This window comes from Cupriavidus sp. GW823-FHT06D04 (assembly GCF_058795055.1).
In genome coordinates this window covers 65,478-89,424 of sequence record NZ_JBXAHL010000030.1, presented here as the reverse complement: position 1 = coordinate 89,424, position 23,947 = coordinate 65,478, and the positions used below count along the sequence as shown (strand labels likewise).

The following is a 23,947-nucleotide window of genomic DNA, read 5'->3' as shown; positions in this document are numbered from 1 at the left end:
TGATAGATGACTCAATTTAATGAATGGTGCATAGAAACGGAGACTCCACTCGCAGCCCACAAGCTGCGCTTGCTAAGTGCAGACGCCGCGAAAGAGGAGCATGCCGTCGCGGTGGTAGCAAAGGCCGTTCCCGACCACTACACGTCCCCAGACCGAATTGCCAGCCTGCTCGCCCGACTAGGACGCGCCGCAGTTGCAAAGCATGTTGCAGACAAGCTGCCCACCACAATCTCCATTAAGTCTGGTGACTTGGGGGAGATATTGTGTACGGCGTATATCCGTGAAGGCACGCCCTTCAAGCTTGGCATCAAGCGCCTACGCTGGAAAGACCACCGAAACATGGCGATGCGCGGGGACGATGTCCTCGCGTTCAGCCTCGGGCCAAATGGGAAAGGCATCAAGGTTCTTAAGGCAGAAGTCAAGAGTCGCGCATCTCTCCCGACAGCAGTCATAGAGGAGGCCCGGAAGGCTCTTTCTGGCGATGGAGAACTCCCGTCGGCGCATGCGGTTGGGTTCGTCGCTGACCGACTCGGAGAGACTGGAGATAAGCCGCTAATGGATGCTCTGGACGACGTTTTGCTGAAGGAGGGATTCAAGTTATCCCAAGTGACCCACATGCTATTCACATTCTCCGGCAACGACCCAAGCAATTTGCTTCACGCCAACCTGGCAACTTACACTGGAGTCGTGCCACAGCACTACGTCGCCCTTCGGGTCAAGACTCACCAAGCCTTCATCAAGGCTGTCTTTAGCGCTGCTGCGGGTAACTAATGGCTTCCACACTGGAAGAACTGCGGGCAAGCATCGAAGCGGCGATTGCACCTGGATATAGGCAACGATTGCTGGCGCGGGGGCAATCCCGCGGAATGATTTGGCGAGACGGCGCTCTGCCCGAGGACGCCCCCAATTTCAGCCCTGACCTGTCTGACAATTTGCTGTCGTTCGGGTACTCGCTGCTTCTGCACGGGCTGCGATTCATAGACCTCGACGGCGAACGCAGCTTGGCAAGGAAAGCATTCGAGGTCGCAGCGGAAGCGCTGGAGGCGGTTGTAGCAAGGGGGGCCAGCAACCCTGAGCGCGACTTTCACCGCTTAATGGCTGCCGCATCCTATCACCTTGGGCGCTTCTCTGCCCGTGCCTACTCACTGTTGCACGATAGCCTTGCGGAGTCGAATCTGTCTGTCGTGGAGCGTGTCCTGGCCAAGTTGATGCTCCGTGACCTTGATGGCCTTGCGTCGGATGTCTCCGCCTGGTTTGCGTCAGGTGTCGGCACCGATGCGGCTCTTATAGAAGTCCTTACTCCGCCCGAGCAGCAGGGCGATGCAGACGACGGCGATGAACAGAGTGAAGATAGCGTCTTGGAGGCTATGACGCTGGCCCTTGAAGGCAACTTCATGGCAGCTATGTCACAGACTTTGCTGGCCCTAGAGAGGGGGGAGCAAGCCTTGGTCGTAAGCGCGCGCAGAAGGCTCCAAGAAGGGCTTGGAGTTGCAGGGCAGCTCAACTTGGTCGCCCAATGGTGGGTTCATCGCTTAGCCATCCACCTAGTGGACGGGCTTTGGAGTACCAGCTTCCATGCAATTCTGCCTCACATCGGTCCCGCCGGCGCCGAGGTAAATGACTGGGAACAACTGAGAAAACTCTTCATTGCTTCCTTGTACCGACGGAGGCGCGCGGAGATAGAGCTCTGGCCGTCTCAGTTGCAGGCCACGAAGCGTGTGCTGGACTTCGATGCCAACCTAGTACTCTCCCTGCCAACAAGTGCAGGCAAAACCCGAATTGCCGAGCTGTGCATCTTGGCCTGCTTGGCCTGCGGCAAGCGCGTGGTCTTTGTGACGCCACTTCGCGCCCTATCCGCACAGACCGAAGTCGGCCTTCGGCGGACCTTCTCCGCCCTTGGCAAGACTGTTTCAAGTCTCTACGGCAGCATTGGAGCTAGTGGCACCGACATAGATGCCCTGCGCTCAAGGGACATCGTGGTCGCAACCCCGGAAAAGCTCGATTTCGCGTTGAGAAGCGACCCAGATTTGCTCGACGACGTCGGCCTCGTGGTTCTTGACGAGGGCCACATGATTGGGCTTGGAGAGCGGGAAGTCCGCTACGAAGCGCAGATACAGCGATTGCTTCGACGGGAGGATGCAGCCTCGCGGCGAATCGTCTGCTTGTCGGCCATATTGCCAGATGGCGAGCAACTCGATGACTTCGCAGCCTGGTTGACCGGAGACAAGGTGGACGGGCTTATCAAGGACAGCTGGAGGCCGACACGGCTGCGGTTTGGGGAGGTCGACTGGAAGGCGCCAGGGCAGTACGCGCAGCTCAACATTACTGTGGGCGATGAGACCCCATTTGTACCCAAGTTTATTGTTGGGAAAAAGCCGACGAAAGGTAAAGGTACAAAGCTGTTCCCTTCAGACCAGACTGAATTGTGTATCGCCACTGCCTGGCGTCTCATGGAGGATGGTCAAACAGTTCTAATATTTTGTCCTCTGCGCGTGTCGGTTCTTCCGTTCGCCAAGCGCATTATCGAAATGCATAAGCGTGGGCACGTCCAGTCTGTCCTGGAGCACCCAGTGGCAGTACTGTCCGCAGCACTGTCGGTCGGGGCGGAGTGGTTTGGTGCCGACCATGAGATTCTCCAGTGCCTGCGTCTTGGCGTCGCCGTGCATCATGGCGAGCTGCCAACCCCATACCGCAAGGAGATTGAGCGGCTTCTGCGTGATGGCACACTAAGGCTTACCGTCTCGTCGCCAACTCTTGCCCAAGGACTCAACCTTGCCGCCACAAGCTTGGTCTTTCACGGCACCACTCGGGACCGGAAAACTCTGGAGGCGTCCGAGTTTCGTAATGTGGTGGGACGAGCCGGGCGCGCCTATATCGACATTGAAGGATTGGTCCTCTATCCGATGTTCGATGAGCACTATAAGAGGCGAGCGGCGTGGCGCAGCCTCATCGATAGCGAAAAAGGTCGCGAAATGGAGAGTGGACTGGTCCGACTCATCGCTTCATTGCTACGGCGAATGATTAAGAAGCTTGGTTCCAATGACCTCGCGCAACTTCTTGAATACGTAGCGGGCCAAGGGGCATGGGAATTCCCAGCGCTTAGCGGCGAATCAGAGGAGGCTAGTGCCCAGGCTGGCGCCCAGTGGGCAGGCCACCTCGCCAGTCTCGATACAGCCATCTTTAGCTTGCTGGGTGACATTCAAGTCGACGATGACCAAATCGAGGCGAAGCTCGATGAGGTTCTCGCGTCATCCCTATTTAATCGTAGACTGGCTCGCCTAAATGAAGGAGCACAGAAGGCGCTGTCTAATGGACTGACTGCGAGGGCAAAGTTTATTTGGGCAAACTCCACCGCGCAGCAGCGCCGCGGGTATTTCTTGTCCGGGGTCGGTCTTGCTACTGGCAAAAAGCTGGATGACCTGGCTTCAGAGCTTGAGGCATTGCTTTTGACAGCAAACTTCGCAATTGGTGCTGGCGACGCCGGGACCGCTATCGATGCCATCACTGCCTTTGCAAGGGTGGCTTTCACGATTGCTCCCTTCGGGCCAAATAAGCTCCCTGCAAATTGGGAGCATGTCCTTCGTCTGTGGCTGCTCGGACGGCCTGTCACCGACATTGGCGACGATGATTGCGAGGCGGCAGTGGCACTCATAGAGCATGCCTTCGTTTATAACTTACCTTGGGCAATGGAGGCAGTCCGCGTACGTGCAGGAGCGCATGAGGACATATTCTCGGATGAACCTAAGCTGTCAGATTATCCTCGCGCGCACGCAGTGGCTGCAGTGGAGACTGGCACCTTACTGGTACCAGCTACGACGCTTATACAAGCTGGCTTTGCGTCGAGACTTGCTGCGATTCACGCAGTGGAGTCGACCGGCGCGTCGTTCGACTCCTTGTTCGGAATGATGTCTTGGCTAAATTCCGATGAAATTAAAGCACTATCGTCAAACCCGGCTTGGCCGACCCCGGATTCCCATGAGCTTTGGCTTGCCTTCATTGAGCCAAACATCACTCGGTCAACGAAGCCATGGTCGGCCGTCACATATGAGGGGCCTGTGTCATGGATTGACGTTCCAATGCCTCCTGGAACTCCACTGAGACTTGGGGGTGGTCCCGGAAAGGAGCGTTCCATATATACCGCAGACTTCCAGGAGGTTGGCACAATGGGCTGGACCCCGAATCCTGCGGCCATTGGGTTTAGCTGTGCGACTGCAACTGGCGAGTCAGACAAAGTTCGGTTTGAGTACCTCGGGCCGGACCACCCAGCACTTCAGCATTAAGCGACTGATTCCCGGGTATTAGGCAAACTACCCGCGATTCAAGCATCAAGCGTCCGCCACTCGCCCCTCCGTACGAGGGCCAAGTAAAGCTTGACCGTAGCCTCGCAGCTGCTTTGAATTTTGGGTTCGAGAGAGCGTTGAACGCAAAGTAACAGGGCCCCGACAAGCGGGGCCCCTCATTTGCTGATAGCACTCTCATGGAAAAAGTGTCTCTTCGAAGGGGTGAAAGCTCTATCGCTGCGAACCCTCACGGAGCATCACAGGAAGCGTTTCATTCCTTATAGGGCAAGGCCTTGCGCGGCTTATGACCGGCACAGACCCCGTCCCTTTGAAACGCTTTCATTTCCCGTCAACACCATCTGACGATGGTAGGAGTGCCTTACTCCACCGTTACCGACTTCGCCAGGTTACGCGGCTTGTCCACGTCGGTGCCGCGGGCGCAGGCCGTGTGGTAGGCCAGCAGCTGCAGCGGCACAACATGCAGGATCGGCGAGAGATCGCCGTAGTGCTCTGGCAGGCGGATCACCTGGATGCCGTCGGACGACTGGATCTGGGTGTCGCTGTCGGCAAACACGTACAGGCGGCCACCGCGGGCGCGCACTTCTTGGATGTTGGACTTGAGCTTTTCCAGCAGTGCGTCGTTGGGGGCGACGGTGACTACCGGCATGGCTTCGGTGACCAGTGCCAGCGGGCCGTGCTTCAGTTCGCCCGCCGGGTAGGCCTCGGCGTGGATATAGGAGATTTCCTTGAGCTTGAGCGCGCCTTCCAGCGCGATCGGGTAATGCAGGCCGCGGCCGAGGAACAGTGCGTTCTCGCGGCGCGCGAAGTCTTCCGACCAGGCGATGATCTGCGGCTCCAGCGCCAGCACGCCATGCAGCGCGACGGGCAGGTGGCGCAGGTTGGTCAGGGCCTTGGCCTCGGCGTCTTCGGTCAGCAGGCCGCGCACCTTGGCCAGCGCCAGCGTCATCATGTAGAGCGCGGCCAGCTGCGTGGTGAAGGCCTTGGTCGAGGCCACGCCGATCTCGGTGCCGGCGCGCGTCAGGAAGCGCAGCTCGGTCTCGCGCACCATGGCGCTGGTGGCCACATTGCAGACCGCCAGCGTGTGCACGTGGCCAAGCGCGCGCGCATGGCGCAGCGCGGCCATGGTGTCGGCGGTCTCGCCGGACTGCGAGATCACCACCACCAGCGCGCGCGGGTTGGGCACGGTTTCGCGGTAGCGGTATTCGCTGGCGACCTCGACCTGGGTCGGGATCTTGGCAATGCTCTCCAGCCAGTATTTGGCGGTGCAGCCGGAGTAGTAGCTGGTGCCGCAGGCCAGGATCAGCACGCTGTCGATGCCGGCAAAGACCTCGGTGGCGCCGCTGCCGAACAGCTCCGGCGAAATGCTTTCAATGCCTTCCAGCGTGTCGCCCAGCGCGCGCGGCTGCTCGAAGATCTCCTTCTGCATGAAGTGGCGGTACGGGCCCAGTTCCACCGATGCGGCGTGCGCTTCGACCACGCGCGCCTCGCGCTCGACCGGGTGGTCGTCGACGTCGTGGATGGTCACGCCGTCCAGCGTGATCTCGACCACATCGCCCTCTTCCAGGTAGATGATGCGGTTGGCGGTGCCGGCCACGGCCAGCGCGTCGGAGGCCAGGAAGGCCTCGTTCTCGCCCAGCGCCACCACCAGCGGCGAACCGGCGCGCGCGCCGACCACGCGGCCGGGCTGGTCCTTGGCGAACACGGCGATGGCGTAGGCGCCGTGCAGGCGCTTGGTCACCGCGCGCACCGAGGCGAACAGGTCGCCGCGCGTGGCACTGCTGGGATAGGTGTAGGCCTGGTGGATCAGGTGGGCGACCACCTCGGTATCGGTCTGCGATTCAAAGCCGTAGCCGACCGCGCGCAGTTCTTCGCGCAACGGCTCGTAGTTCTCGATGATGCCGTTGTGCACCAGCGCGATGGTCTCGCCCGACAGGTGCGGGTGGGCGTTGACGGTATCGGGCTTGCCATGCGTGGCCCAGCGCGTATGCGCAACGCCGGTGAAGCCGGACAGGCCGGAAGCCTGCGTCTGCGCGTCCAGGTCGGCCACGCGCGACACGGTGCGCGCGCGCTCGACCGCATCGTCGCGCACGACGGCGACGCCGCACGAGTCATAGCCGCGATACTCCAGGCGGCGCAACCCTTCGATCAGGACCGGAACGATATTGCGCGTGGAAACCGCGCCGACGATGCCACACATGCTGAACCCCCGTTTGCTGGCGCCTGCCCGTAGACCTCAGGCGCCGGTATGAATCCTGTGGCGCCGCCTCACCGAGGCGGCGCGTGCCCTGGCCGCCCGCGGACGGCCCTCTGACGCTTACTTCTTCGGCTGCTTGACCGGGCGCTGCCAGGCGTCGATGGTCAGCTGCTTGGCCCGCGACAGCGTCAGCTTGTCGGCGGGCGCCTCCTTGGTCAGCGTGGTGCCGGCACCCAGCGTGGCGCCGCGGCGCACCGTCACCGGGGCCACCAGCTGGGTGTCGGAGCCGATAAAGACATCGTCCTCGATCACCGTGCGGTGCTTGTTCACCCCGTCATAGTTGCAGGTGATGGTACCCGCGCCAATATTGACGCGCGACCCCACCGTGGCATCGCCCACATAAGCCAGGTGGTTGGCCTTGCTGTGCGCGGCTACCTGGGCGTTCTTGACCTCGACAAAGTTGCCGATATGCACGTCCTCGCCCAGCTCGGTGCCAGGGCGCAGCCGCGCGTACGGCCCGATGCGGCCGGCGGGGCCAACCCTGGCCTCGTCGATATGGCAGAACGGGTGCACCTGGGCGCCGGCGCCGACGGTGCTGTTGCGGATCACGCAATGGGCGCCGATGCGCACACCGTCTTCCAGGTGCACGCGCCCTTCGAATACGCAGCCCACGTCGATGGTAACGTCGCGCCCGCAGCTCAGTTCGCCGCGCACGTCGATGCGGGCCGGATCCAGCAGCGTCACGCCGGCTTCCAGCAGGCGCCGGGCCTGGTTGCCCTGGTGGATGCGCTCGACCTCGGCCAGCTGCAGCTTGCTGTTGACGCCGAGCGTCTCCCAGATCGCCGCCGGCTGGGCCGAGACGGTCTCCACGCCATCGGCCACGGCGCGCTCGACCGTGTCGGTCAGGTAGTACTCGCCCTGGGCATTATCGTTGCGCAGCGTCGACAGCCACTTGCGCAGGTGGCCGGTGGGGCACACGATAATGCCAGTGTTGATCTCGCGGATCGCCTTCTCGGCGTCGCTGGCGTCCTTCTGCTCGACGATGCGGACGATGCTGCCCGCGGCATCGCGCACAATGCGGCCATAGCCGGTCGGGTCGGGCATTTCCACGGTCAGCACGCCAAAGCGCTGCGTGCCGGCTTCGGCTACGAGTGCCTGGAGCGTGGCAGCGCTGGTGAGCGGCACGTCACCATACAGAACCAACGTGGGCTGGCTGTCGTCCAACAAGGGAAGTGCCTGCATCACCGCATGGCCCGTGCCAAGCTGCTGGGGCTGTTCGGCAAAGGCGACATCGTCGGCGGCAACGGCCTCGCGCACGCGCCCGGCACCGTGGCCGACCACGACCACCAGCCGCGACGGCGACAGCGCACGGGCCGTGTCCAGGACATGCGCGAGCATGGGCCGCCCGGCTACCGGGTGCAGTACCTTGGGCAAATCGGAATACATCCGCTTGCCCATGCCCGCGGCGAGAATGACGATATTCACAAGGAGACCCCTAAGTGAGTGTGTCCGAAAATATTCTTGAAAACGCCAGCCGGGTGTTTGGCGGACTGCGCCGCCAGGTTTGGCGAAAACGTGCGGCCAGGCCTGCGCATAACCCCGCAAACCCTTGCCAGGACTTGGCTGGCGGCCACCTGGGCAGGCCGGCATCAATGCGCGCCGATTTTAACATGGCGGTTTCTGCGCATCGGGCCGCCGTTTCTGAATTTCACAATTGCTGGGCCCGGCGGATTTTCGCGATTCTGGGCGCAGCGGCCTTGTGCGCCTGCAGCGCCATGAAGCTGGGATACCAGCAGGGTGACCACCTGGCGTACTGGTGGATCGACAACTACGTCGATGTCACCACAGCCCAGGAGCCGCTCACGCGCGAGGCCATTGCGCGCTTTTTTGCCTGGCATCGCAAGGCGCAATTGCCGGAAATCGCCACCTTGCTGCAACAGGCCAAGGCCGAGGTGCGCCAACCGGTGACACCGGCCACGGTCGAGCACTTCCAGGACGCCTCGCAGCAACTGGCGCGCAAGTCCTTCGAACAAGCGATGCCCGACCTCGCCGACCTGTTGCTGACGCTGACGCCTGAGCAGATCGGCCGCATGGAGAAGAAATTTGGCGAGGGCAATGCCAAGTACCGCAAGAAATTCCTGAATCCCAACCCTGCCGAGCGCGAGGAAGCGCGCTATGACAAGGTGATGGAGTACGCGCGGCTGGTCTACGGCAACTTCTCCAGCGATCAGGAAAAGGCCATCCGCGCCAGGATAGGCCCGGTGGCGCAGAATGCCGAGGCGCGCTACGCCGAGCGCGTCGCCCGGCAGCAGGAATGGCTCAAGATGGTGCGCTACGTGCAGGCCACGCAGCCACCCAAGGCACAGGTGATAGACGTGCTGCACCGCTTCCGCGAATACTGGCAGAACCCGCCAGCCAGGCTTGCCGCCAGCCATGAAGCCAGTGACAACGCAGGCATCGCGCTGACCGTGGCCATCGCCAACATGACCACGCCGCAGCAGAAGGCGCATGCGCAAGACCGGTTCCAGAAATGGATCGACGACACGCATGCATTGATGCGCGATAAGGCAAACGCCCCGGTGCGGGCGGCGGCTGCGAATTAGGGCAATTGAAAAATGCCGATTGTTTTCTCCCTCTCCCGCTTGCGGAAGAGGGAGAAAACAGGCGGGGCAGTCTTACTGCGTGCCGGCCTGCTCAGCCGCCGGTGCCGCGGCAGCCGCGGGCGGGCGCTCGAAGCGCACGAACTCCATCCGGTTCTCTTCCACGTTGCCGGCAAACATCAGCGGCTGCTGCTGGAAAGTGGTTTCGCCGAACAGTGACGCTTCATCCACCTTGGCCAGCCCAGTGGCCAGCCCGGTGAACGGGAACAGGTCGGTATCGGCCAAGTGCGACGGCACCACGTTGCGCAGCGCCGAGAAGATATTGTCGATACGGCCCGGGTTCTGGCGCTCCCAGTCCTGCAGCATCTCGCTGACCTTCTTGCGCTGCAGGTTTTCCTGCGAGCCGCACAGGTTGCACGGGATGATCGGGAATTCCATGGCACGCGCGTACGACGCGATGTCCTTCTCCGAGCAGTACGCCAGCGGGCGGATCACGATGTGCTGGCCATCGTCGGTCGACAGCTTGGGCGGCATCGCCTTCATCTTGCCGCCGAAGAACATGTTCAGGAAGAAGGTCTGGACGATGTCGTCGCGGTGGTGGCCCAGCGCGATCTTGTTGGCGCCCAGCTCCTTGGCGGTACGGTAGATCACGCCGCGGCGCAGGCGCGAGCACAGCGAGCAGGTGGTCTTGCCCTCGGGCACCTTCTCCTTGACGATCGAGTAGGTATCCGCCTCGACGATCACATATTCCACGCCGACCGATTTCAGGTACTCCGGCAGGATGTGTTCCGGGAAGCCGGGCTGCTTCTGGTCCAGGTTCATCGCGATCAGCTTGAACTGGATCGGCGCGCGCTTCTGCAGCGCCATCAGGACAGACAGCATAGTGTACGAGTCCTTGCCGCCACTCATGCAGACCAGCACGGTATCGCCGTCCTCGATCATGCCGAAGTCACCGATGGCCTTGCCGGTTTGCGATTGCAGCCTCGTCTCGAGGCGGTAGAAGTTGTTCGAGTGGCTCATGGAGCATCCTGTTGCGTGGCGCCCGCCGGATGGAATGGCCGGCGCGGCGCGAAGGGGCAACATTTTACTTTAGGCGCCCGCACGGTGCTGGCGCCAGTGGAACCGCGGCTCAGGCCTGCTTGATATGGAAGACCTCGACCCCGACCGAATCGCAGTCCGGGTAGACGTCGGGCTTCTCGGTCGAGACGCGCACCGCGCGCACCTTGGGATGCTTCAGCATCGCGCGCGCGACGTCGTCGCACAAGGTTTCCTGCAAGTGCACGTGGCCCTGCGCCATGCGCTCGGCCACGGTGTTACGCATGAAGTCGTAGTCGACCACTTCATCGAGCTTGTCGGCCTGCGGGGTGCTCTGCGCCAGCGGCACGAACAGGTCGATATTGATCAGCACCCGCTGCTCGCCCTTCTTCTCGAATTCGTGCACGCCGATATTGATCTGCACTTCGTAGTTGCGCAGGAACATGCGTCGGCAGTCTTGCAGGCTGGGGTGGGAAAGGGCGGCGAGCATGGTCATGAGCGGGCTGCTGAGGGGAAAAAGGAAGCCGCGCCCGGCGGACGCGGCACATCAGGCACTACGGTATTCGGTTGCTGGCTTCCAGCTTACTCGGTCAGGAACATCACGTCGCGCGCCAGCGGCATCAGGTGCTGGCCGCCGTCCACGTACAGCGTGGTGCCCGTCACGGCGCGCGCCTGCGCCAGGTAGGCCACCGCCTGGGCGATATCCTCGGGCGTGGACGACTGGCCCAGCGGCGTCACGCGATGTGCGCGGCGGAAGCTCTGCTCGGACTGCTCGCCCGACACCAGCGTGATGCCGGGGGCCACGCCCACCACGCGCAGGCGCGGCGCCAGCGCTTGGGCCAGCTGCACCGTGGCGGTCTGCAGCGCGGCCTTGGACAGCGTGTATGACAGGAAGTCCGGGTTCAGGTTGTCCAGCTTCTGGTCCAGCAGGTTGATCACCACGCCGCGCGGCTCGATGGCCTTGTCGTTGCCGGCAGCGGCGCCCAGCGCCTTGTGCAGTTCGCGCGCGAGCAGCAGCGGCGCCGCCACGTTGGTGCGCATATGCGTATCCAGCGACGCATATGAGAAGCTGGTCGCCACATCGTACTGGAACAGCGAAGCGTTGTTGACCAGGCAAGTGGGCACGCCCAGCGCGGCGGTGCAGTCCGCCACCAGGCGGCCGGTGGCGGCTTCGTCGGCCAGGTCGGCGCGCAGCACCGCGGCACGGCGGCCCAGCGCGCGGATCTGCGCGGCCAGGGCTTCGGCCTCGTCCACCGAGCGATGGCAGTGCACGGCCACGTCCCAGCCCTGCGCCGCCAGTTCAAGCGCGATGGCGCGGCCCAGGCGGCGCGCGCCGCCGGTCACCAGCGCCACGCCGCGGGCGGTGGCGCGCTGGCTACCAGTCTGGCTATGGGTCTGGTCACCGGTCTGGCTGGCAGGAGTCTTGGATGCGGGCATTGCTACAATCGCAGGATGCAGAAAGCCGCTAGTTTACCCCTTCCCCCCGCCGACGCGCAGGCCGCGTCCGATACCCTTACGGCCCGCATTGGCGAATCCATCGACGCGGCCGGCGGCTGGATCGGTTTTGACCGCTATATGGCGCTGGCGTTGTACGCGCCCGGCCTGGGCTATTACAGCGGCGGTTCGGCCAAGTTCGGGCGCGATGCCCGCGACGGCAGCGACTTCATCACCGCCCCGGAGCTGAGCCCCTTTTTCGCGCGTACGCTGGCGCGCCAGTTCGCGCCGCTGCTGGCGCAGGGATTGCCGCGCATGCTGGAATTCGGCGCCGGCACCGGCCGGCTGGCGGCGGACCTGCTGCTGGGGCTGGAGCAGGAAGGCCAGTTGCCGGACACCTACGCCATCGTCGAACTGTCGGGCGAGCTGCGCGCGCGCCAGCAGGCCACGCTGGCGCAGCGCGCGCCGCACCTGGCGGACCGCGTCACCTGGCTCGATACGCTGCCTGCCAGCTTTGAAGGCGTGATCGTCGGCAATGAAGTGCTCGATGCGATGCCGGTACAACTCTACGCACGTAGCGGCGGCCGCTGGCATGAGCGCGGCGTAGTGCGCGGCGACGATGCCACATCCGCCTTCCGCTTCGAGGACCGCCCGCTGGCCGATGCCGACGTGCCCGAGGCCCTGCGCGACATCCCCGGCGACCACGAGCTCGTCACCGAGACCCATGCCGAAGCCGAGGGCTTTACCCGCGCGGTCGGCGCCATGTTGGCGCGCGGCGCAGCCTTCTTTATCGACTACGGCTTCCCGGCGGGCGAGTACTACCACCCGCAGCGCGCCGGCGGCACGCTGATGTGCCACTATCGCCATCATGCGCACCCGGACCCGTTCCTGTACCCGGGCCTGCAGGACATCACCGCCCACGTGAATTTCAGCGGCATTGCGCTCGCCGCGGTGGATGCTGGACTGACCGTGGCGGGCTTTGCCTCGCAGGCGCGCTTCCTGATGAATGCAGGCATCACCGAGCTGCTGATGGCGCTGGACCCGTCCGACGCGCGCGCTTTCCTGCCGCAGGCCAATGCGGTGCAGAAGCTGTTGTCAGAAGCCGAGATGGGCGAGCTGTTCAAGGTGATCGCGCTCACGCGCGCCCTGGACGACAGCGAACCGATGGACGGCTTTGCCCGCGGCGACCGCTGCCATACCCTGTAACGGCACCGGAGCCCCCATGCTGCGCTGGACCCTGACGATTTTCCTGAGCGTGATCATCCTGTCCGCGGCGCTGCCCTGGCTGCAGAAGGTCGGGCTGGGACGGCTGCCGGGAGACGTGCGCTTCCGGCTGTTCGGGCGTGAGTTTGTACTGCCGTTTGCTTCGACAATCCTGCTGTCGATGGTGGCGCTGGTGATCGGCAAGCTGCTTTAGCCCACCTGATCACTTGATCGCGCCGACGGTAAACCCGGCGACGAAGCGATCAAGGAAACTGTTGTAGAGCGCAGCCACCGGCACGCTGACGATCAGGCAGGCGCCCATCAGCGAACCCCAGAAATAGACATCGCCCCGCACCAGGAAGGTCGGCACGCCGACGCTCACCGTGTACTGCGACGAACTGGTGATAAAGGTCAGCGCATAGACGAACTCCTGCATCGCCAGCGTCGCGCTGAAGATAACCACGGTCAGTATCCCGCTCGACGACAGCGGCACCACCACCTTCAGGAACGCGCCGAAGCGGCTCAGGCCGTCCATCATCGCGGCTTCCTCGATGTCGCGCGGCACCGCCTTGAAGAACCCCATCATCAGCCAGCTGCAGAACGGCACCGTGAAGCTGGGATACACCAGCACCAGCGACCAGAGCGAATCCTGCAGTCCGAGTGAGCCGATGATGCGCGAGAACGGGATGAACAGGATGGTTGGCGGAATCAGGTAGGTCAGGAAAATGCCGATGGCCCACTGCCGGCCCCAGCGGCCCGACAGCCGGGCCAGGCTGTAGCCAGCGGGCACGGCCAGCAGCAGCGTGATCAGCACCACGCCCACTGCCACGACCAGGGTATTGAGCACCCAGCGCAGATAGCGGGTCTCGCCGAACAGGATCCGCAGATTCTCCATCGTCGGCGGCAGGTTGAACAGGAACGGGTTGTTGGCGGTGTTGATCAGGTCGTGCACATCCTTGAAGGTCGTGATCAGCATCCAGTAGAAGGGAAACGCGCAGAACGCCACGAAGGCGGCAAGCAGGCCGAAGTGGGCACCGCGCGCAGCCCAGCGCCGGTAAGTGATGGCAGCGGCGCGCATTTCAGGTCACCTCCGCGCGGCGCGCCACGGTCAGCAGCACAATCACGACCGCCACCAGCACCGGGAACAGGAACAGCGAGATGGCGGCCCCTTCCGCCAGGTCACCGCCCTGGATGCCGGTGAAGAAGGCCAGGCTGGCCAACACCTGGGTGGTGTCGTACGGCCCGCCGCGGGTCAGCACGTAGATGATGATCATGTCGGTGAAGGTGAAGACGATGCCGAACAGGAGCGCCACCAGCATGATGGGCATCACCAGCGGAAGGTTAATGAGGAACAGGTGCCGCCAGAAGCCGGCGCCATCCATGGCGGCGGCGTCGTGGATGTCCTGCGGGATGCCGCTCAGGCCGGCGAGGATGATCACCGTGGCCAGCGGCAGCAGGCGCCAGACATCCACCACGATGACCGAGGCCATCGCCAGCTCCGGCTGGCCCAGCCACACCGGCCAGTTGCGCGGCCCCAGCACGCCGACGGCGGCCAGGGTCCAGTTGATGATGCTGTAGACCGGATCGAAGATCCACAGCCAGCCGATGGTGCCGAGCGAGATCGGCGCCACCCACGGCAGCAGGATCAGCAGGCGCACCAGCCATTTGCCGCGGAATTCCTGGTACAGGGCCATTGCCAGCATCTTGGCCAGCACCACCACCAGCACCTGCGACACCAGCGTGAAGACCAGCGCGTTGCGCAGCGAACGCCAGAACGTATTGCTTTCCAGCACGCGCCGGAAGTTCTCCAGGCCGACGAAGTGCAGCACCTGGCTGCCCACCGTGGCATCGGAGAGGCTGTAGTAGATCGACAGCATGAACGGAAAGCCGACCAGCAGCGCGATGTAGATCACCGCCGGGGCCAGCATGGCGCGGCCGAGCCAGCGGTCGTCGTCGGCCAGGCGCTGCGCGGGCTGGCGCGCCTGGTCCTGCGCGGGCTGCCCGGTGGCGATATGCAGCGGCTTCACGGCGCGGCCCCCAGGCTGGCCCCGGATTTCGCATCGAAGCGGCGCAGGTCGCGTTCGCGCACCACGAAGCGGTGACCGGCGCCGGGCTCGATCGGGACCGTCACCGTGCAGGGAATGCGCGAGACCACGCTGGCCGGCGGCAGCGGCGCTTCCAGCTTGCCGTACACCAGGCGGTCCGAGCCCAGGTTCTCGATGCGCGTCACGTCCATGGCAAAGGCGCGCAGCGCATCCGCCGCGGGATAGGCTTCGCGCGGCAGGAAATGCTCGGGCCGGAACCCGGTCACAACCCCGTCGGCCTCGATCAGGTTCATCGGCGGCGAGCCGATAAAGGTGGCGACAAAGAGATCGGCGGGACGTTCATAGACCTCCTGCGGCGTGCCGATCTGGTGAATCCTGCCGTGGTCGAGGATGGCGATGCGGTCGCCCAGGCCCAGCGCCTCGATCTGGTCATGCGTGACGTAGACAGTGGTGATGGCGAGCCGGCGCTGGAAGCGCTGCAGCTCGTCGCGCGCCGAGGTCCGCAGCTTGGCGTCGAGATTGGACAAGGGCTCGTCGAGCAGGAACGCCACCGGCTCGCGCACCACCGCGCGCGCCAGCGCCACCCGCTGGCGCTCGCCGCCGGACAGCTGGCGCGGCTTGCGCTGCAGCAGATGTCCGATGCCGAACAATTGCGCGGCCCAGTCCACCTTGCGCCCGACCTCCTCGCGCGACATGTGCCTGGCCCGCAGCGGGAAGGCGATGTTGTCGAACACATTCAGGTGCGGGTACAGGGCGTAGCTCTGGAACACCATCGCCATGTTGCGCAGCCTGGGCGGCAGCGCCGTGACGACGCGGCCGTCCACCAGGATATCGCCGTGGCTGGGCGTCTCGAGCCCGGCAATCAGGCGCAGCAGCGTGGTCTTGCCGGAACCGGACGGCCCCAGCAGCACCAGGAACTCGGCATCACGGGCGCCAAGGTCGACGTTATCGACCGCGTTGGCACCGTCGAAATGCTTGGTGAGCGAGCGAACCTCTACTGAAGCCATATCCTGCCGCGAGCTACACCATGCCCTTGTCGCGCCACTTCGAGAAAATGCGCTTGCACGCGGCATCGGCGATCCGGACTGCGTTCTCCGGCGTCTCGTCGCCCGTGGCTGCCTTGGCGAACATGGTATTGAGGACCCAGGTATTGAAGATCTCGTCGACGGCCGCGTTGGCGTAGCCGGGATAGCCGACATTGGTCGCCTGGTTCATCAGCGCGCCGAGCACCTTGTACTTGTCGCGCGGCGTGGCTTTCTGGTCGTCGGCGATCAGCTTCTGCAGGTCTGGCACGGTACTGGGGAAGCAAGGGAAGTTGTAGAACTCGCTGCCCAGGAAGCCCTGCCGGAAGTTATCGATATAGTCGACCAGGAACTTCTTCGCGCCGGCGATGTTCTCGGCGAATTTCCAGATCACGTAGCAGTCCATCACGTGTTCCAGCGCGATGCGCCGCACCGGCCCCTGCAGCGCCTGCGTGAGCCAGATGTCGCGCGCGATCGGCAGGTTCTTGTTCTCGGCCTCGCGGGTGATGGAGATGGCGTTAAGGCAGAGCGAGATCTTGCCCGCCAGCATGGCGCGGTTGTTGGACGACGGGTCCCATGCCAGCACATCCGGCGTCATGGCCTCCTGGTACAGCGCCTTGACGAACTTCACCGCTTCGATCGTGTTCTTCGAGTTGAGCACCACGGTGTGCCGGTCGTCCTGCACCGAGCCGCCGAAGGCATACAGGATGGCGCGCATCGCCATCGCGGTATCAAGTTCCGCGGACAGCCCCACGCCGACCGGGATGCCGCTCTTGGCCTTGATCTTGCGCCCGGCGGCCAGGACATCCAGCCAGGTGTCTGGCGGCTTCATGCCGGCCTCGTCCCAGAGGTCCTTGCGGTAGTTGATCGGGTCCGGCACGAAGCTGTCGGAGAAGCCGAAGTACTTCTTCGTCTTCGGGTTGTAGGTACTCTTGATCGCCAGCTCCATCGGCTTGCCATGCTTGCGCTGGCATTCCTCGTAGAGTTCGCGATGGTCGATCACCTGCTCCTCGTAGACCGGGGGCGGCGACAGGAACATGAACAGATCGTGTCCCTTCTGCGCGGACACTTCGGCGGCGGCACGCGTGGCCAGCGCCGGGATGCCGACGTGGTCGACCACCACCTCGGTGTCGTTCTTCTGACCCCACTCCTTCACATAGGTGTCGTCGAACCACTTGTCGTAGCCCGGCACGAAGTGGTTCCACTGCAGGATCTTGAGCGTGTGCTTTGCCGCATGGGCATAGCGCGGGATCACGAAAGGTCCGAGGCCGGCGGCAAGCCCGACCGCGCCAGTGGCCCGGATGAATCCGCGCCTGCCGGTATTGGTATTTGTATTGGGGCTGGTGGCGACTGCCACGTGGGTACCACCTGGATGCGCTGTCTTGGCCATGGCTATCTCCTCATGCGAGAAAGCGGTCGGCTCCCATCCCGGTCGAGCAACGATCTGCCTGATCATCTCAAGCGTAGGCCTCATTTCATGAATAGGGAATCCCGGGAACACCTCATGGAGTGATGGACCCGTGACATACGGGCACTTCCGCTTTCAGAAATGAGTCCTACGTTGGAGAGAGTGAGGAGGTGCCATGAAAAACGCATCCAAACAGGACTCACCAGGCGATCCCAGGCCCGCTATCCATTTGCGCCATGCCGCCGTCTGCGCCCTGGCTGGTCTTGGCCTGGCCGTGTCGGTCCCCGCCGCCGCCAAGGTGGAGGGCGACACCATCGTCCTCGGTGCCGCGGTTTCCCAGACCGGCAAGTACTCCACCAATGGCAAGAACACCCAGGACGGCTACAACCTTGCCGTGAAACGCGTCAATGAGATGGGCGGCGTCAAGGTTGGCGGCAAGGCCTATCAGTTGAAGGTCCTCTACTACGACGACGAATCCACCTCGGCCCGCGGCGCACAGCTGGCCGAACGGCTGATCAACCAGGACGGCGTCAAGTACGTTCTGGGGCCCTATAGTTCGGGGCTCACCAAGGCGATCGCCCCGGTCACGGAGAAGTACAAGATTCCGATGGTCGAGGGCAACGGCGCGGACCGCAACCTGTTCACGCAGGGCTACCGCTACATGTTCGCGGTGCTCAACACCTCCGACTACTACCTGCGCTCGGCCATCCAGCTCGCCGCCGAGGAAGCGCAGCGGGCAGGCAAGTCGCCGAAGAGCCTCAAGGTGGCCATCGCCATCGAGAACGACAACTTCTCGCGGGACGTGCGCGACGGCGTGGAAGAGGATGCGAAACGCCTGGGCATGCAGGTGGTAATCGACGACAAGCTGCCGCCTGAGCTGAACGACATGTCGGCCACGCTGGCCAAGGTGAAGGCGCTCAAGCCGGACATCCTGGTGGTATCCGGCCATGAAAAGGGCGCGGCGCTGGCGGTGCGGCAGGTAGCGGAGATGCGTATCGACGTGCCGATGCTGGCGCTGACCCATTGCGACTCCGCGCAGGTCATCGAGAAATTCGGCAAGAGCGCCGAATTCGCGGTGTGTGGCTCGCAATGGGACCGCACGCTTGGCTACAAGGACCGCTGGTTCGGCACGGCTGACCAGTACGCGCAGCGCTTCGAGAAGGAGTACCACTACGAGGCGCCATACCAGGCGGCCGAGTCCACCGCCGCGGTGCTGGCGTTCGCCGACGCCTTCGAGCGTGCCGGCTCGTTCGATACGGAGAAGGTCCGCGATGCCCTGGCAAAAACCGACCTGATGACGTTCTACGGCCCGCTCAGGTTTGACCAGAGCGGCAAGAATATCGCCAAGTCGATGGTGCTGTACCAGGTGCAGGACGGCAAGTTCAAGGTGGTCGCGCCGGGCAAGTGGGCGTCGTCGAAGGTCATCTATCCGGCACCTGCCTGGGCGCGGCGCAAATAGGGGGCTGCTACGCGGCCTGACGCAGATGAGCAATCTCGCGGTCCTCTTCCAGAGTCCCGAGCTGAACCTGCAGCTCGTGGTGGATGGCCTGCTGGCCGGCGCGATCTTTGCGCTGGCGGCCTACGGCATGGCGCTGGTATGGGGCGTGATGAATCTCATCAACATAGCCCAGGGCGAGCTGGTGATGCTGGGCGGCTATATCGTGATCTGGCTGGTTGGCAAGGGCGTGCCGCCGATGCTGGCCGTGCCGGTTGCCGCGGCGGTGATGTACTGCGTGGGCTGGGGTCTCTATCGCATCGTTATCTTCCGCCTGGTCGAGCGCGATCTCTTTGTCTCGGTGCTGGCCACCTTCGGCCTGAGCATCGTGCTGCAGCAGCTCGCCAACCTGGCCTTCGGCGCCAATGTGCGTACGGTCGATGCGGGGCTGGGCAGCCTGTTGCTGCCGGGCGGACTGGTGGTGCCGAAGATCAAGCTGGCAGCGTTCGCCGCAGCGCTGGCGCTGGGCGCCAGCCTGATGCTGTTCCTCAGGCATTCGCGCCGCGGCCAGGCGATCCGGGCGACCGCCCAGAACGCGCGCGCTGCCCGTGTGCTGGGGGTGGACGCCGATCGCATCTATGCCTCGACCTTCGCGCTCAACGCCGCCATCTGCGGCGCGGCGGGCGGGCTGGTGGCAATGACCTGGATTATCCACCCCTACCTGGGCCTGCCCTATACCGTGCGCGCCTTCATGATCGTGGTGGTGGCCGGGCTGGGCAGCATGCTGCCGGTGCTTGGCGCCGGCGGCGGGCTGGGCATTGCCGAGAACTATGCCGGCTTCCTGCTCGGCACCGAGTACCAGACCGCCTTCCTCTACGCCCTGCTGGTGGCGATCCTGGTAAGCCGCAACCTGATGCTGCGCCGGCGGCGCGGCTACCTGCGATGAACCCGCACCTGCGCGGCGCACGCCGGCCCGAATCGGATCTCCCGGTCACCTCGGCCGCCGGGGCGGCCTGGATGGCGCTGCTTGCGGGCAGCGTGGGCGCGCTGATCGCGCCGTGGCTGTTCGCCGGCATCACCACGCAGCTGACCTTTCTCTGGCTGATGGTTCTATTTGCGCTGACGTGGGATGTGATGGGCGGGCAGATGGGCTATAACTCGTTCGGCAACATCGTGTTCTTCGGCGTGGGTGCCTATGTCTGCGCGGTGGTGCAGCGCGACTTCGGGCTGGGCTACTTCGCCGGGCTGGCGGTGGGTACCGGCCTGGCGGCGCTGGCGGCCGTGGCGGCGGCGCTTGCGCTGGGCCCGGCCATGCTGGGCTTGCGCGGCCACTACTTCGCCATCGGAACACTGGGCCTGGGCATCGCCTGCGCCGATGGTGCCGCCGGCTGGGATTTCATCGGCGCGGGATCGGGCATGACGCTGCCGCTGTTCCCGGGTGCTGCCGGCAGCCGCGAGCCGTTCTTCTACTACGCGATGCTGGTGCTGGCCGTAGTGACCCTGCTGTCGCTGCGCTGGCTCTATGCGCGACCGTTCGGTCTCGCGCTCAATGCCATCCGCGATGACGAGGACAAGGCCGAGGCGCTCGGCCTGCACACGACGCGCTACAAGATCCTGGCGTGGTGCGTGTGCGCCCTCTTCCTCGGCATGGCGGGCGCCCTGACGGGCAACCTGGTGGGCTTCATCGATCCGCGCGAACTGGCCTTTGCCGGCGCCACCTTCGGCGTGTGGATGGTGGTGATGGCAATCCTGGGCGGCAAGGGCACGCTGTGGGGGCCGGTGATCGGCGCCGCGCTGTTCCACCTGACCCAGGAACTGTTCTGGACTTACCTGCTGAACTGGCAGCGCGTTGCGCTGGGCGTGCTGATCGTGTTGATCGTGGTGCTGTTCCCGACCGGCATCATGGGCTGGCTGCGCGACTACAGTGCCAACCGCCGCCGCATCACGGGGAGTCCCGCGCCATGAACAACCTGCTTGCGGTGCGCGGCGTCACCAAGCGCTTCGGCGGTGTCGTCGCCAACCATGACATCTCCCTGCAGGTGCCGCACGGCAGCATCGTCGGCCTGATCGGGCCGAACGGTTCGGGCAAGACGACCCTGTTCAATTCGATCGTCGGCTACCACTCGATCGACGGCGGGTCGATCGCGTTCGACGGACGCGAGATCTCGCGGCTGCGCGTTCCCGAGATCGCCCGCCTGGGCCTGGTGCGCACCTTCCAGCAGACGCGGGTGTTCGGCAAGATGAGCTGCCTGCAGAACCTGCTGGTCAGCGTGCCGCATATGCATGAAGGACTCGCCGCCATGTGCACGCGGCAGGCACCAGCAGTGACGGAGCGGGCCCGGCAGACCCTGCGCATGGCCGGGCTGGAGGACCACGGGGACCAGCGCGGCGCCGACCTCTCGTTCGGGCAGCAGAAGCTGCTCGAGATCTGCATGGCCCTGATGAACGAGCCCAGGCTGCTGCTGCTCGATGAGCCCACCGCCGGCGTGAACCCGGTGATGATCGACAGCCTGATCGCGCTGCTCAGGGACATCAACGCGCGGCTCGGCATCACCCTGCTGGTGATCGAACACAATATGCGGGTAATGATGCAGCTGGCCGGCCACATCTATTGCCTGGCGCATGGCGAGGTGCTGGCGCAGGGATCGCCAGCGCAGATCACGGCCAACCCCACGGTGATCGAGGCCTACCTGGGAGGACAGCCATGATCAGCGCGCACACCGCGGCCCAGCCGGCTGTCCACGCACCAGCCGCCACGCTCGCCGCAGCGCTCTCGCGTCCCCGGCCAACGATCGGGCAACTCGAGCAACTGGCCGGCGGCACGCCGATGGTCGCGGTGGACAACCTGGTCGCCGGCTATGGCGCCATGGAAATCGTGCACGGCTTCAGCCTGCGCGTGGCGCGCGGCGGTTCGCTGTGCCTGATCGGCCCGAACGGCGCGGGCAAGTCCACCGTGCTACGCGCCATCTACGGCCTGGCCCGGGTCATGTCGGGGACCATCACCGTGGCCGGCGCGCCGGTCACCCACCTGCGTGCCGAGCAGAAGCTGCGGCAGGCAGGCGTAGCCTATGTGCTGCAGGAGGGTTCGATCTTCCCTGACATGACGGTCGAAGAAAACCTGCTGATGGGCGGGTACCTGATGCCGCACCCGCGCGACGCCAGGGCTGCGGCCGAGCGCATCTTCCAGCGCCATGGCGCGCTCGCGCAACGGCGCGGCGAGCGCGCCAGCGTGCTCTCCGGCGGGGAGCGCAGGCTGCTGGAAATCTCGCGCGCGCTGATGATGGACCCCGCCGTGCTGCTGGTGGACGAGCCCTCGATCGGGCTGGAGCCGCGCTTTGTCGACCTGGTGTTCGAACACCTGCGCCAGCTGCAGCAGGATGAGGGCAAGACCATCATCCTGGTCGAGCAGAACGCCCGCAAAGGGCTCGCCTTCGCCGACCTCGGCTATGTCCTGGTGGCCGGGCAGCTGGCCATGGCCGGCACCGGTGGCGAACTGGGCCGGGACCCGGAGGTCGGCCGGCTATTTCTTGGCGCCTGAGCCACCGCTGCGGTGCGGCGCCGGCTTACAAGGAGACCAAAATGTTCAAGCATCTGCTCGTGGCGGTCGACGGCTCGGACCTGTCCGATACGGCCTACCGCAAGGCCATCGAGCTGGCCAGCTCGATACAGGCCCGCCTCACCGCGATCCAGGTCGTCGCGCACTATGACGTGATGCGCCTGCAGACCGCCATGCTCCAGGAAACCCGGCAACGCTTCATGCAGGAAGCCTACCGGCAGGCCGAGGCCTACCTGGCAACGATCGCGCAGGAGGCCGCCGCGGCGGGCGTGCCGTGTGAAACCGCCTGCCCCACCGGCGACCACATCTTCCAGGCCATCATCGACGAGGCTGAGGCGAGGAAGTGCGACCTGATCGTGATGGCCTCGCATGGGCGGCGCGGGCTACAGGCGCTGCTGATCGGCAGCGAGACGCACAAGGTGCTGACACACGCGACGATTCCAGTGCTGGTTTTTCGCTAGCACCCGAGCCGCTGCGCCACCGCCGCCACGCGCGCCGCATGAACGCGGTCGCGGATCTGGCTGACATCATCGCCGCATGCGCGCGCGACGGCGCCGGCGTCGACGGCCGCCGCCGCGTCCAGCGCGGCCAGCAAGCGCGCCGCCTGGGGATACGCGCTCGCCTCAAAGCCCTTGCGTCCGCGCATGTCGGCCTCGCAGGCCTGCAGTGCTTCGGCAAAGCGGGCCGGCTTGCGCAGCGCATCGCAGCGTTCAAGCAGGCGCACCACGGCCGCCGCGCTGAATTCCAGCGAGCGGTGGATATTGCCATGCTCGCGCGCCACCACCACCGCCAGGTCGCGGCAGTCGTTGGGTACGCGCAGCCGCGCGCAGACGGCTTCCAGCAGCTTGACGCTGCGCATCTCGTGGCCGGTATGGCGCGGCAGCACGTCCTCAGGCGTGGTGCCCTTGCCCAGGTCATGCACCAGCGCGGCAAAGCGCACCGGCAGCGGCGCGCCCAGCGCCGCGGCGCAGTCGATCACCATCATCACGTGCACGCCGGTATCCACCTCGGGGTGGTAGTCGGCGCGCTGCGGCACGCCCCACAGCCGGTCCAACTCGGGCAGCAGCCGCGCCAGCGCGCCGCATTCGCGCAGCACCTCGAACATGCGCGACGGGCGCGCCTCCATCAGCCCGCGCGCCAGTTCCTGCCAGACGCGCTCGGGGACCAGGGCATCGACTTCGCCCGCGGCCACCATCTCGCGCATCAGGCGCATGGTCTCGGCGGCAACGGTGAAGTCCTGGAAGCGCGCGGCAAAGCGCGCCAGCCGCAGGATGCGCACCGGGTCTTCGGCAAAGGCATCGGATACATGGCGGAACAAGCGCGCGGCCAGGTCGCGCTGGCCGCCATGAGGGTCGATCACGGGACCGGCCAGGTTGCCGTCGGCATCGACGGCGCGCGCCATGGCGTTGATGGTCAGGTCGCGCCGGACCAGGTCGTCCTCGAGCGTGACATCGGGCTCGCAGTAGAAGGCAAAGCCCTTGTAGCCCATCGCGGTCTTGCGCTCGGTGCGGGCCAGCGCGTATTCCTCCTGGGTGCGCGGATGCAGGAAGACCGGGAAATCCTTGCCCACCGGGCGAAAGCCCGCGGCCTCCATCTGCGCCGGGGTCGCGCCAACGACCACGTAGTCGCGGTCCTGGCTGGGCTTGCCCAGCAGTTCGTCGCGGATCGCGCCGCCGACGGCATACACCTGCATCGTTCTGGCCTCGTCGTGGGC

At 64.7% G+C, this 23,947-nt stretch carries 21 protein-coding genes; 11 read left to right on the top strand and 10 right to left on the bottom strand.

The features are described 5' to 3' along the window. Positions 1 to 6: 6 nt before the first annotated feature. The gene (locus AC1Q7H_RS28885; protein ID WP_492382033.1) at positions 7 to 771 is read left to right on the top strand and encodes a Hachiman antiphage defense system protein HamA; all 765 of its coding nucleotides are present in this window, start codon (positions 7 to 9) and stop codon (positions 769 to 771) included. Then, positions 771 to 4,280, top strand: a complete 3,510-nt coding sequence (locus AC1Q7H_RS28880) for a DEAD/DEAH box helicase (RefSeq protein WP_492382032.1) — start codon at positions 771 to 773, stop codon at positions 4,278 to 4,280. Before AC1Q7H_RS28885 ends, AC1Q7H_RS28880 begins: the two co-directional genes overlap by 1 nt. 379 nt (positions 4,281 to 4,659) lie before the next feature. Here AC1Q7H_RS28880 and glmS read toward each other — a convergent pair whose 3' ends face one another. Then, a complete protein-coding gene (gene glmS, locus AC1Q7H_RS28875) occupies positions 4,660 to 6,498 on the bottom strand; it encodes a glutamine--fructose-6-phosphate transaminase (isomerizing) (RefSeq protein WP_153954939.1) in 1,839 nt (612 codons plus the stop codon). 117 nt (positions 6,499 to 6,615) lie between these two features. Then, a complete protein-coding gene (gene glmU, locus AC1Q7H_RS28870; RefSeq protein WP_013955349.1) occupies positions 6,616 to 7,980 on the bottom strand; it encodes a bifunctional UDP-N-acetylglucosamine diphosphorylase/glucosamine-1-phosphate N-acetyltransferase GlmU in 1,365 nt (454 codons plus the stop codon). A 290-nt stretch (positions 7,981 to 8,270) separates the two neighbouring features. Here glmU and AC1Q7H_RS28865 point away from each other — a divergent pair, with 290 nt between their 5' ends. Next, positions 8,271 to 9,098 (top strand): DUF6279 family lipoprotein, encoded by an 828-nt coding sequence (locus AC1Q7H_RS28865; protein WP_153954938.1) that lies wholly within the window; start codon positions 8,271 to 8,273, stop codon positions 9,096 to 9,098. Between the two features lie 72 nt (positions 9,099 to 9,170). Here the strand turns inward: AC1Q7H_RS28865 and ttcA are convergent, their stop codons facing one another. The 3 genes from ttcA to AC1Q7H_RS28850 all read right to left on the bottom strand — a co-directional run bounded on the left by ttcA (position 9,171) and on the right by AC1Q7H_RS28850 (position 11,567). Then, entirely contained in the window at positions 9,171 to 10,115 is a 945-nt protein-coding gene (gene ttcA / locus AC1Q7H_RS28860) for a tRNA 2-thiocytidine(32) synthetase TtcA (protein ID WP_013955347.1), read from the bottom strand. 109 nt (positions 10,116 to 10,224) lie between these two features. Continuing rightward, positions 10,225 to 10,626 carry a dihydroneopterin aldolase gene (locus AC1Q7H_RS28855; protein ID WP_011614433.1) on the bottom strand — a complete coding sequence of 134 codons (402 nt, stop codon included), beginning with the start codon at positions 10,624 to 10,626 and terminating at the stop codon, positions 10,225 to 10,227. Positions 10,627 to 10,712: 86 nt separating this feature from the next. Continuing rightward, on the bottom strand, positions 10,713 to 11,567 hold the full coding sequence (locus AC1Q7H_RS28850) for an SDR family oxidoreductase (RefSeq protein WP_153954937.1): 855 nt from the start codon (positions 11,565 to 11,567) through the stop codon (positions 10,713 to 10,715). A gap of 15 nt (positions 11,568 to 11,582) precedes the next feature. Here AC1Q7H_RS28850 and AC1Q7H_RS28845 point away from each other — a divergent pair, with 15 nt between their 5' ends. Together AC1Q7H_RS28845 and AC1Q7H_RS28840 are read left to right on the top strand one after the other, a co-directional pair. Beyond that, on the top strand, positions 11,583 to 12,770 hold the full coding sequence (locus AC1Q7H_RS28845) for a class I SAM-dependent methyltransferase (protein WP_153954936.1): 1,188 nt from the start codon (positions 11,583 to 11,585) through the stop codon (positions 12,768 to 12,770). Positions 12,771 to 12,786: 16 nt separating this feature from the next. Further along, positions 12,787 to 12,981: a DUF2905 domain-containing protein gene (locus tag AC1Q7H_RS28840; RefSeq protein ID WP_013955344.1), complete on the top strand. Its 195-nt coding sequence runs from the start codon at positions 12,787 to 12,789 to the stop codon at positions 12,979 to 12,981. A gap of 9 nt (positions 12,982 to 12,990) precedes the next feature. Here the strand turns inward: AC1Q7H_RS28840 and AC1Q7H_RS28835 are convergent, their stop codons facing one another. Genes AC1Q7H_RS28835 through AC1Q7H_RS28820 form a run of 4 tightly spaced genes read right to left on the bottom strand, consistent with a single transcriptional unit; the run spans position 12,991 to position 17,224 of the window. Beyond that, positions 12,991 to 13,845, bottom strand: coding sequence for a carbohydrate ABC transporter permease (locus AC1Q7H_RS28835; protein WP_013955343.1), 855 nt, complete (start codon positions 13,843 to 13,845; stop codon positions 12,991 to 12,993). A 1-nt stretch (position 13,846) separates the two neighbouring features. Further along, positions 13,847 to 14,794 (bottom strand): carbohydrate ABC transporter permease, encoded by a 948-nt coding sequence (locus tag AC1Q7H_RS28830; RefSeq protein WP_249221233.1) that lies wholly within the window; start codon positions 14,792 to 14,794, stop codon positions 13,847 to 13,849. Continuing rightward, entirely contained in the window at positions 14,791 to 15,819 is a 1,029-nt protein-coding gene (locus tag AC1Q7H_RS28825) for an ABC transporter ATP-binding protein (protein WP_153954935.1), read from the bottom strand. Before AC1Q7H_RS28825 ends, AC1Q7H_RS28830 begins: the two co-directional genes overlap by 4 nt. A 13-nt stretch (positions 15,820 to 15,832) precedes the next feature. Beyond that, a complete protein-coding gene (locus AC1Q7H_RS28820) occupies positions 15,833 to 17,224 on the bottom strand; it encodes an ABC transporter substrate-binding protein (RefSeq protein WP_153954934.1) in 1,392 nt (463 codons plus the stop codon). Positions 17,225 to 17,417: 193 nt separating this feature from the next. On the opposite strand from AC1Q7H_RS28820, the gene AC1Q7H_RS28815 reads away from it, so the two are divergent. The 6 genes from AC1Q7H_RS28815 to AC1Q7H_RS28790 are packed head-to-tail and all read left to right on the top strand — an operon-like array spanning position 17,418 to position 22,694. Beyond that, positions 17,418 to 18,701 carry an amino acid ABC transporter substrate-binding protein gene (locus tag AC1Q7H_RS28815; protein WP_492382031.1) on the top strand — a complete coding sequence of 428 codons (1,284 nt, stop codon included), beginning with the start codon at positions 17,418 to 17,420 and terminating at the stop codon, positions 18,699 to 18,701. Between the two features lie 25 nt (positions 18,702 to 18,726). After that, the gene (locus tag AC1Q7H_RS28810) at positions 18,727 to 19,623 is read left to right on the top strand and encodes a branched-chain amino acid ABC transporter permease (RefSeq protein ID WP_013955338.1); all 897 of its coding nucleotides are present in this window, start codon (positions 18,727 to 18,729) and stop codon (positions 19,621 to 19,623) included. Then, the gene (locus AC1Q7H_RS28805) at positions 19,620 to 20,642 is read left to right on the top strand and encodes a branched-chain amino acid ABC transporter permease (protein WP_148271556.1); all 1,023 of its coding nucleotides are present in this window, start codon (positions 19,620 to 19,622) and stop codon (positions 20,640 to 20,642) included. The genes AC1Q7H_RS28810 and AC1Q7H_RS28805 overlap by 4 nt, the downstream gene beginning before the upstream one ends. Continuing rightward, the gene (locus tag AC1Q7H_RS28800) at positions 20,639 to 21,385 is read left to right on the top strand and encodes an ABC transporter ATP-binding protein (RefSeq protein ID WP_492382030.1); all 747 of its coding nucleotides are present in this window, start codon (positions 20,639 to 20,641) and stop codon (positions 21,383 to 21,385) included. The genes AC1Q7H_RS28805 and AC1Q7H_RS28800 overlap by 4 nt, the downstream gene beginning before the upstream one ends. Further along, positions 21,382 to 22,215, top strand: a complete 834-nt coding sequence (locus AC1Q7H_RS28795) for an ABC transporter ATP-binding protein (RefSeq protein ID WP_492378389.1) — start codon at positions 21,382 to 21,384, stop codon at positions 22,213 to 22,215. Before AC1Q7H_RS28800 ends, AC1Q7H_RS28795 begins: the two co-directional genes overlap by 4 nt. Before the next feature lie 41 nt (positions 22,216 to 22,256). Beyond that, positions 22,257 to 22,694 carry a universal stress protein gene (locus tag AC1Q7H_RS28790; RefSeq protein WP_013955334.1) on the top strand — a complete coding sequence of 146 codons (438 nt, stop codon included), beginning with the start codon at positions 22,257 to 22,259 and terminating at the stop codon, positions 22,692 to 22,694. On the opposite strand, the gene AC1Q7H_RS28785 is transcribed toward AC1Q7H_RS28790, so the two are convergent. Beyond that, positions 22,691 to 23,926: a multifunctional CCA addition/repair protein gene (locus tag AC1Q7H_RS28785; RefSeq protein WP_013955333.1), complete on the bottom strand. Its 1,236-nt coding sequence runs from the start codon at positions 23,924 to 23,926 to the stop codon at positions 22,691 to 22,693. The two genes, AC1Q7H_RS28790 and AC1Q7H_RS28785, sit on opposite strands and share 4 nt — an antisense overlap. Between the last annotated feature and the right edge of the window lie 21 nt (positions 23,927 to 23,947).

What these genes read in the sequence shown, in the direction of transcription:
- AC1Q7H_RS28885 (WP_492382033.1), top strand. Translation starts at nt 7, where the DNA reads ATGACTCAATTTAATGAATGGTGCATAGAAACGGAGACTCCACTCGCA.
- AC1Q7H_RS28880 (WP_492382032.1), top strand. Translation starts at nt 771, where the DNA reads ATGGCTTCCACACTGGAAGAACTGCGGGCAAGCATCGAAGCGGCGATT.
- glmS (WP_153954939.1), bottom strand. Translation starts at nt 6,498, where the DNA reads ATGTGTGGCATCGTCGGCGCGGTTTCCACGCGCAATATCGTTCCGGTC.
- AC1Q7H_RS28865 (WP_153954938.1), top strand. Translation starts at nt 8,271, where the DNA reads ATGAAGCTGGGATACCAGCAGGGTGACCACCTGGCGTACTGGTGGATC.
- ttcA (WP_013955347.1), bottom strand. Translation starts at nt 10,115, where the DNA reads ATGAGCCACTCGAACAACTTCTACCGCCTCGAGACGAGGCTGCAATCG.
- AC1Q7H_RS28855 (WP_011614433.1), bottom strand. Translation starts at nt 10,626, where the DNA reads ATGACCATGCTCGCCGCCCTTTCCCACCCCAGCCTGCAAGACTGCCGA.
- AC1Q7H_RS28850 (WP_153954937.1), bottom strand. Translation starts at nt 11,567, where the DNA reads ATGCCCGCATCCAAGACTCCTGCCAGCCAGACCGGTGACCAGACCCAT.
- AC1Q7H_RS28845 (WP_153954936.1), top strand. Translation starts at nt 11,583, where the DNA reads ATGCAGAAAGCCGCTAGTTTACCCCTTCCCCCCGCCGACGCGCAGGCC.
- AC1Q7H_RS28840 (WP_013955344.1), top strand. Translation starts at nt 12,787, where the DNA reads ATGCTGCGCTGGACCCTGACGATTTTCCTGAGCGTGATCATCCTGTCC.
- AC1Q7H_RS28835 (WP_013955343.1), bottom strand. Translation starts at nt 13,845, where the DNA reads ATGCGCGCCGCTGCCATCACTTACCGGCGCTGGGCTGCGCGCGGTGCC.
- AC1Q7H_RS28825 (WP_153954935.1), bottom strand. Translation starts at nt 15,819, where the DNA reads ATGGCTTCAGTAGAGGTTCGCTCGCTCACCAAGCATTTCGACGGTGCC.
- AC1Q7H_RS28820 (WP_153954934.1), bottom strand. Translation starts at nt 17,224, where the DNA reads ATGGCCAAGACAGCGCATCCAGGTGGTACCCACGTGGCAGTCGCCACC.
- AC1Q7H_RS28815 (WP_492382031.1), top strand. Translation starts at nt 17,418, where the DNA reads ATGAAAAACGCATCCAAACAGGACTCACCAGGCGATCCCAGGCCCGCT.
- AC1Q7H_RS28810 (WP_013955338.1), top strand. Translation starts at nt 18,727, where the DNA reads ATGAGCAATCTCGCGGTCCTCTTCCAGAGTCCCGAGCTGAACCTGCAG.
- AC1Q7H_RS28805 (WP_148271556.1), top strand. Translation starts at nt 19,620, where the DNA reads ATGAACCCGCACCTGCGCGGCGCACGCCGGCCCGAATCGGATCTCCCG.
- AC1Q7H_RS28800 (WP_492382030.1), top strand. Translation starts at nt 20,639, where the DNA reads ATGAACAACCTGCTTGCGGTGCGCGGCGTCACCAAGCGCTTCGGCGGT.
- AC1Q7H_RS28795 (WP_492378389.1), top strand. Translation starts at nt 21,382, where the DNA reads ATGATCAGCGCGCACACCGCGGCCCAGCCGGCTGTCCACGCACCAGCC.
- AC1Q7H_RS28790 (WP_013955334.1), top strand. Translation starts at nt 22,257, where the DNA reads ATGTTCAAGCATCTGCTCGTGGCGGTCGACGGCTCGGACCTGTCCGAT.
- AC1Q7H_RS28785 (WP_013955333.1), bottom strand. Translation starts at nt 23,926, where the DNA reads ATGCAGGTGTATGCCGTCGGCGGCGCGATCCGCGACGAACTGCTGGGC.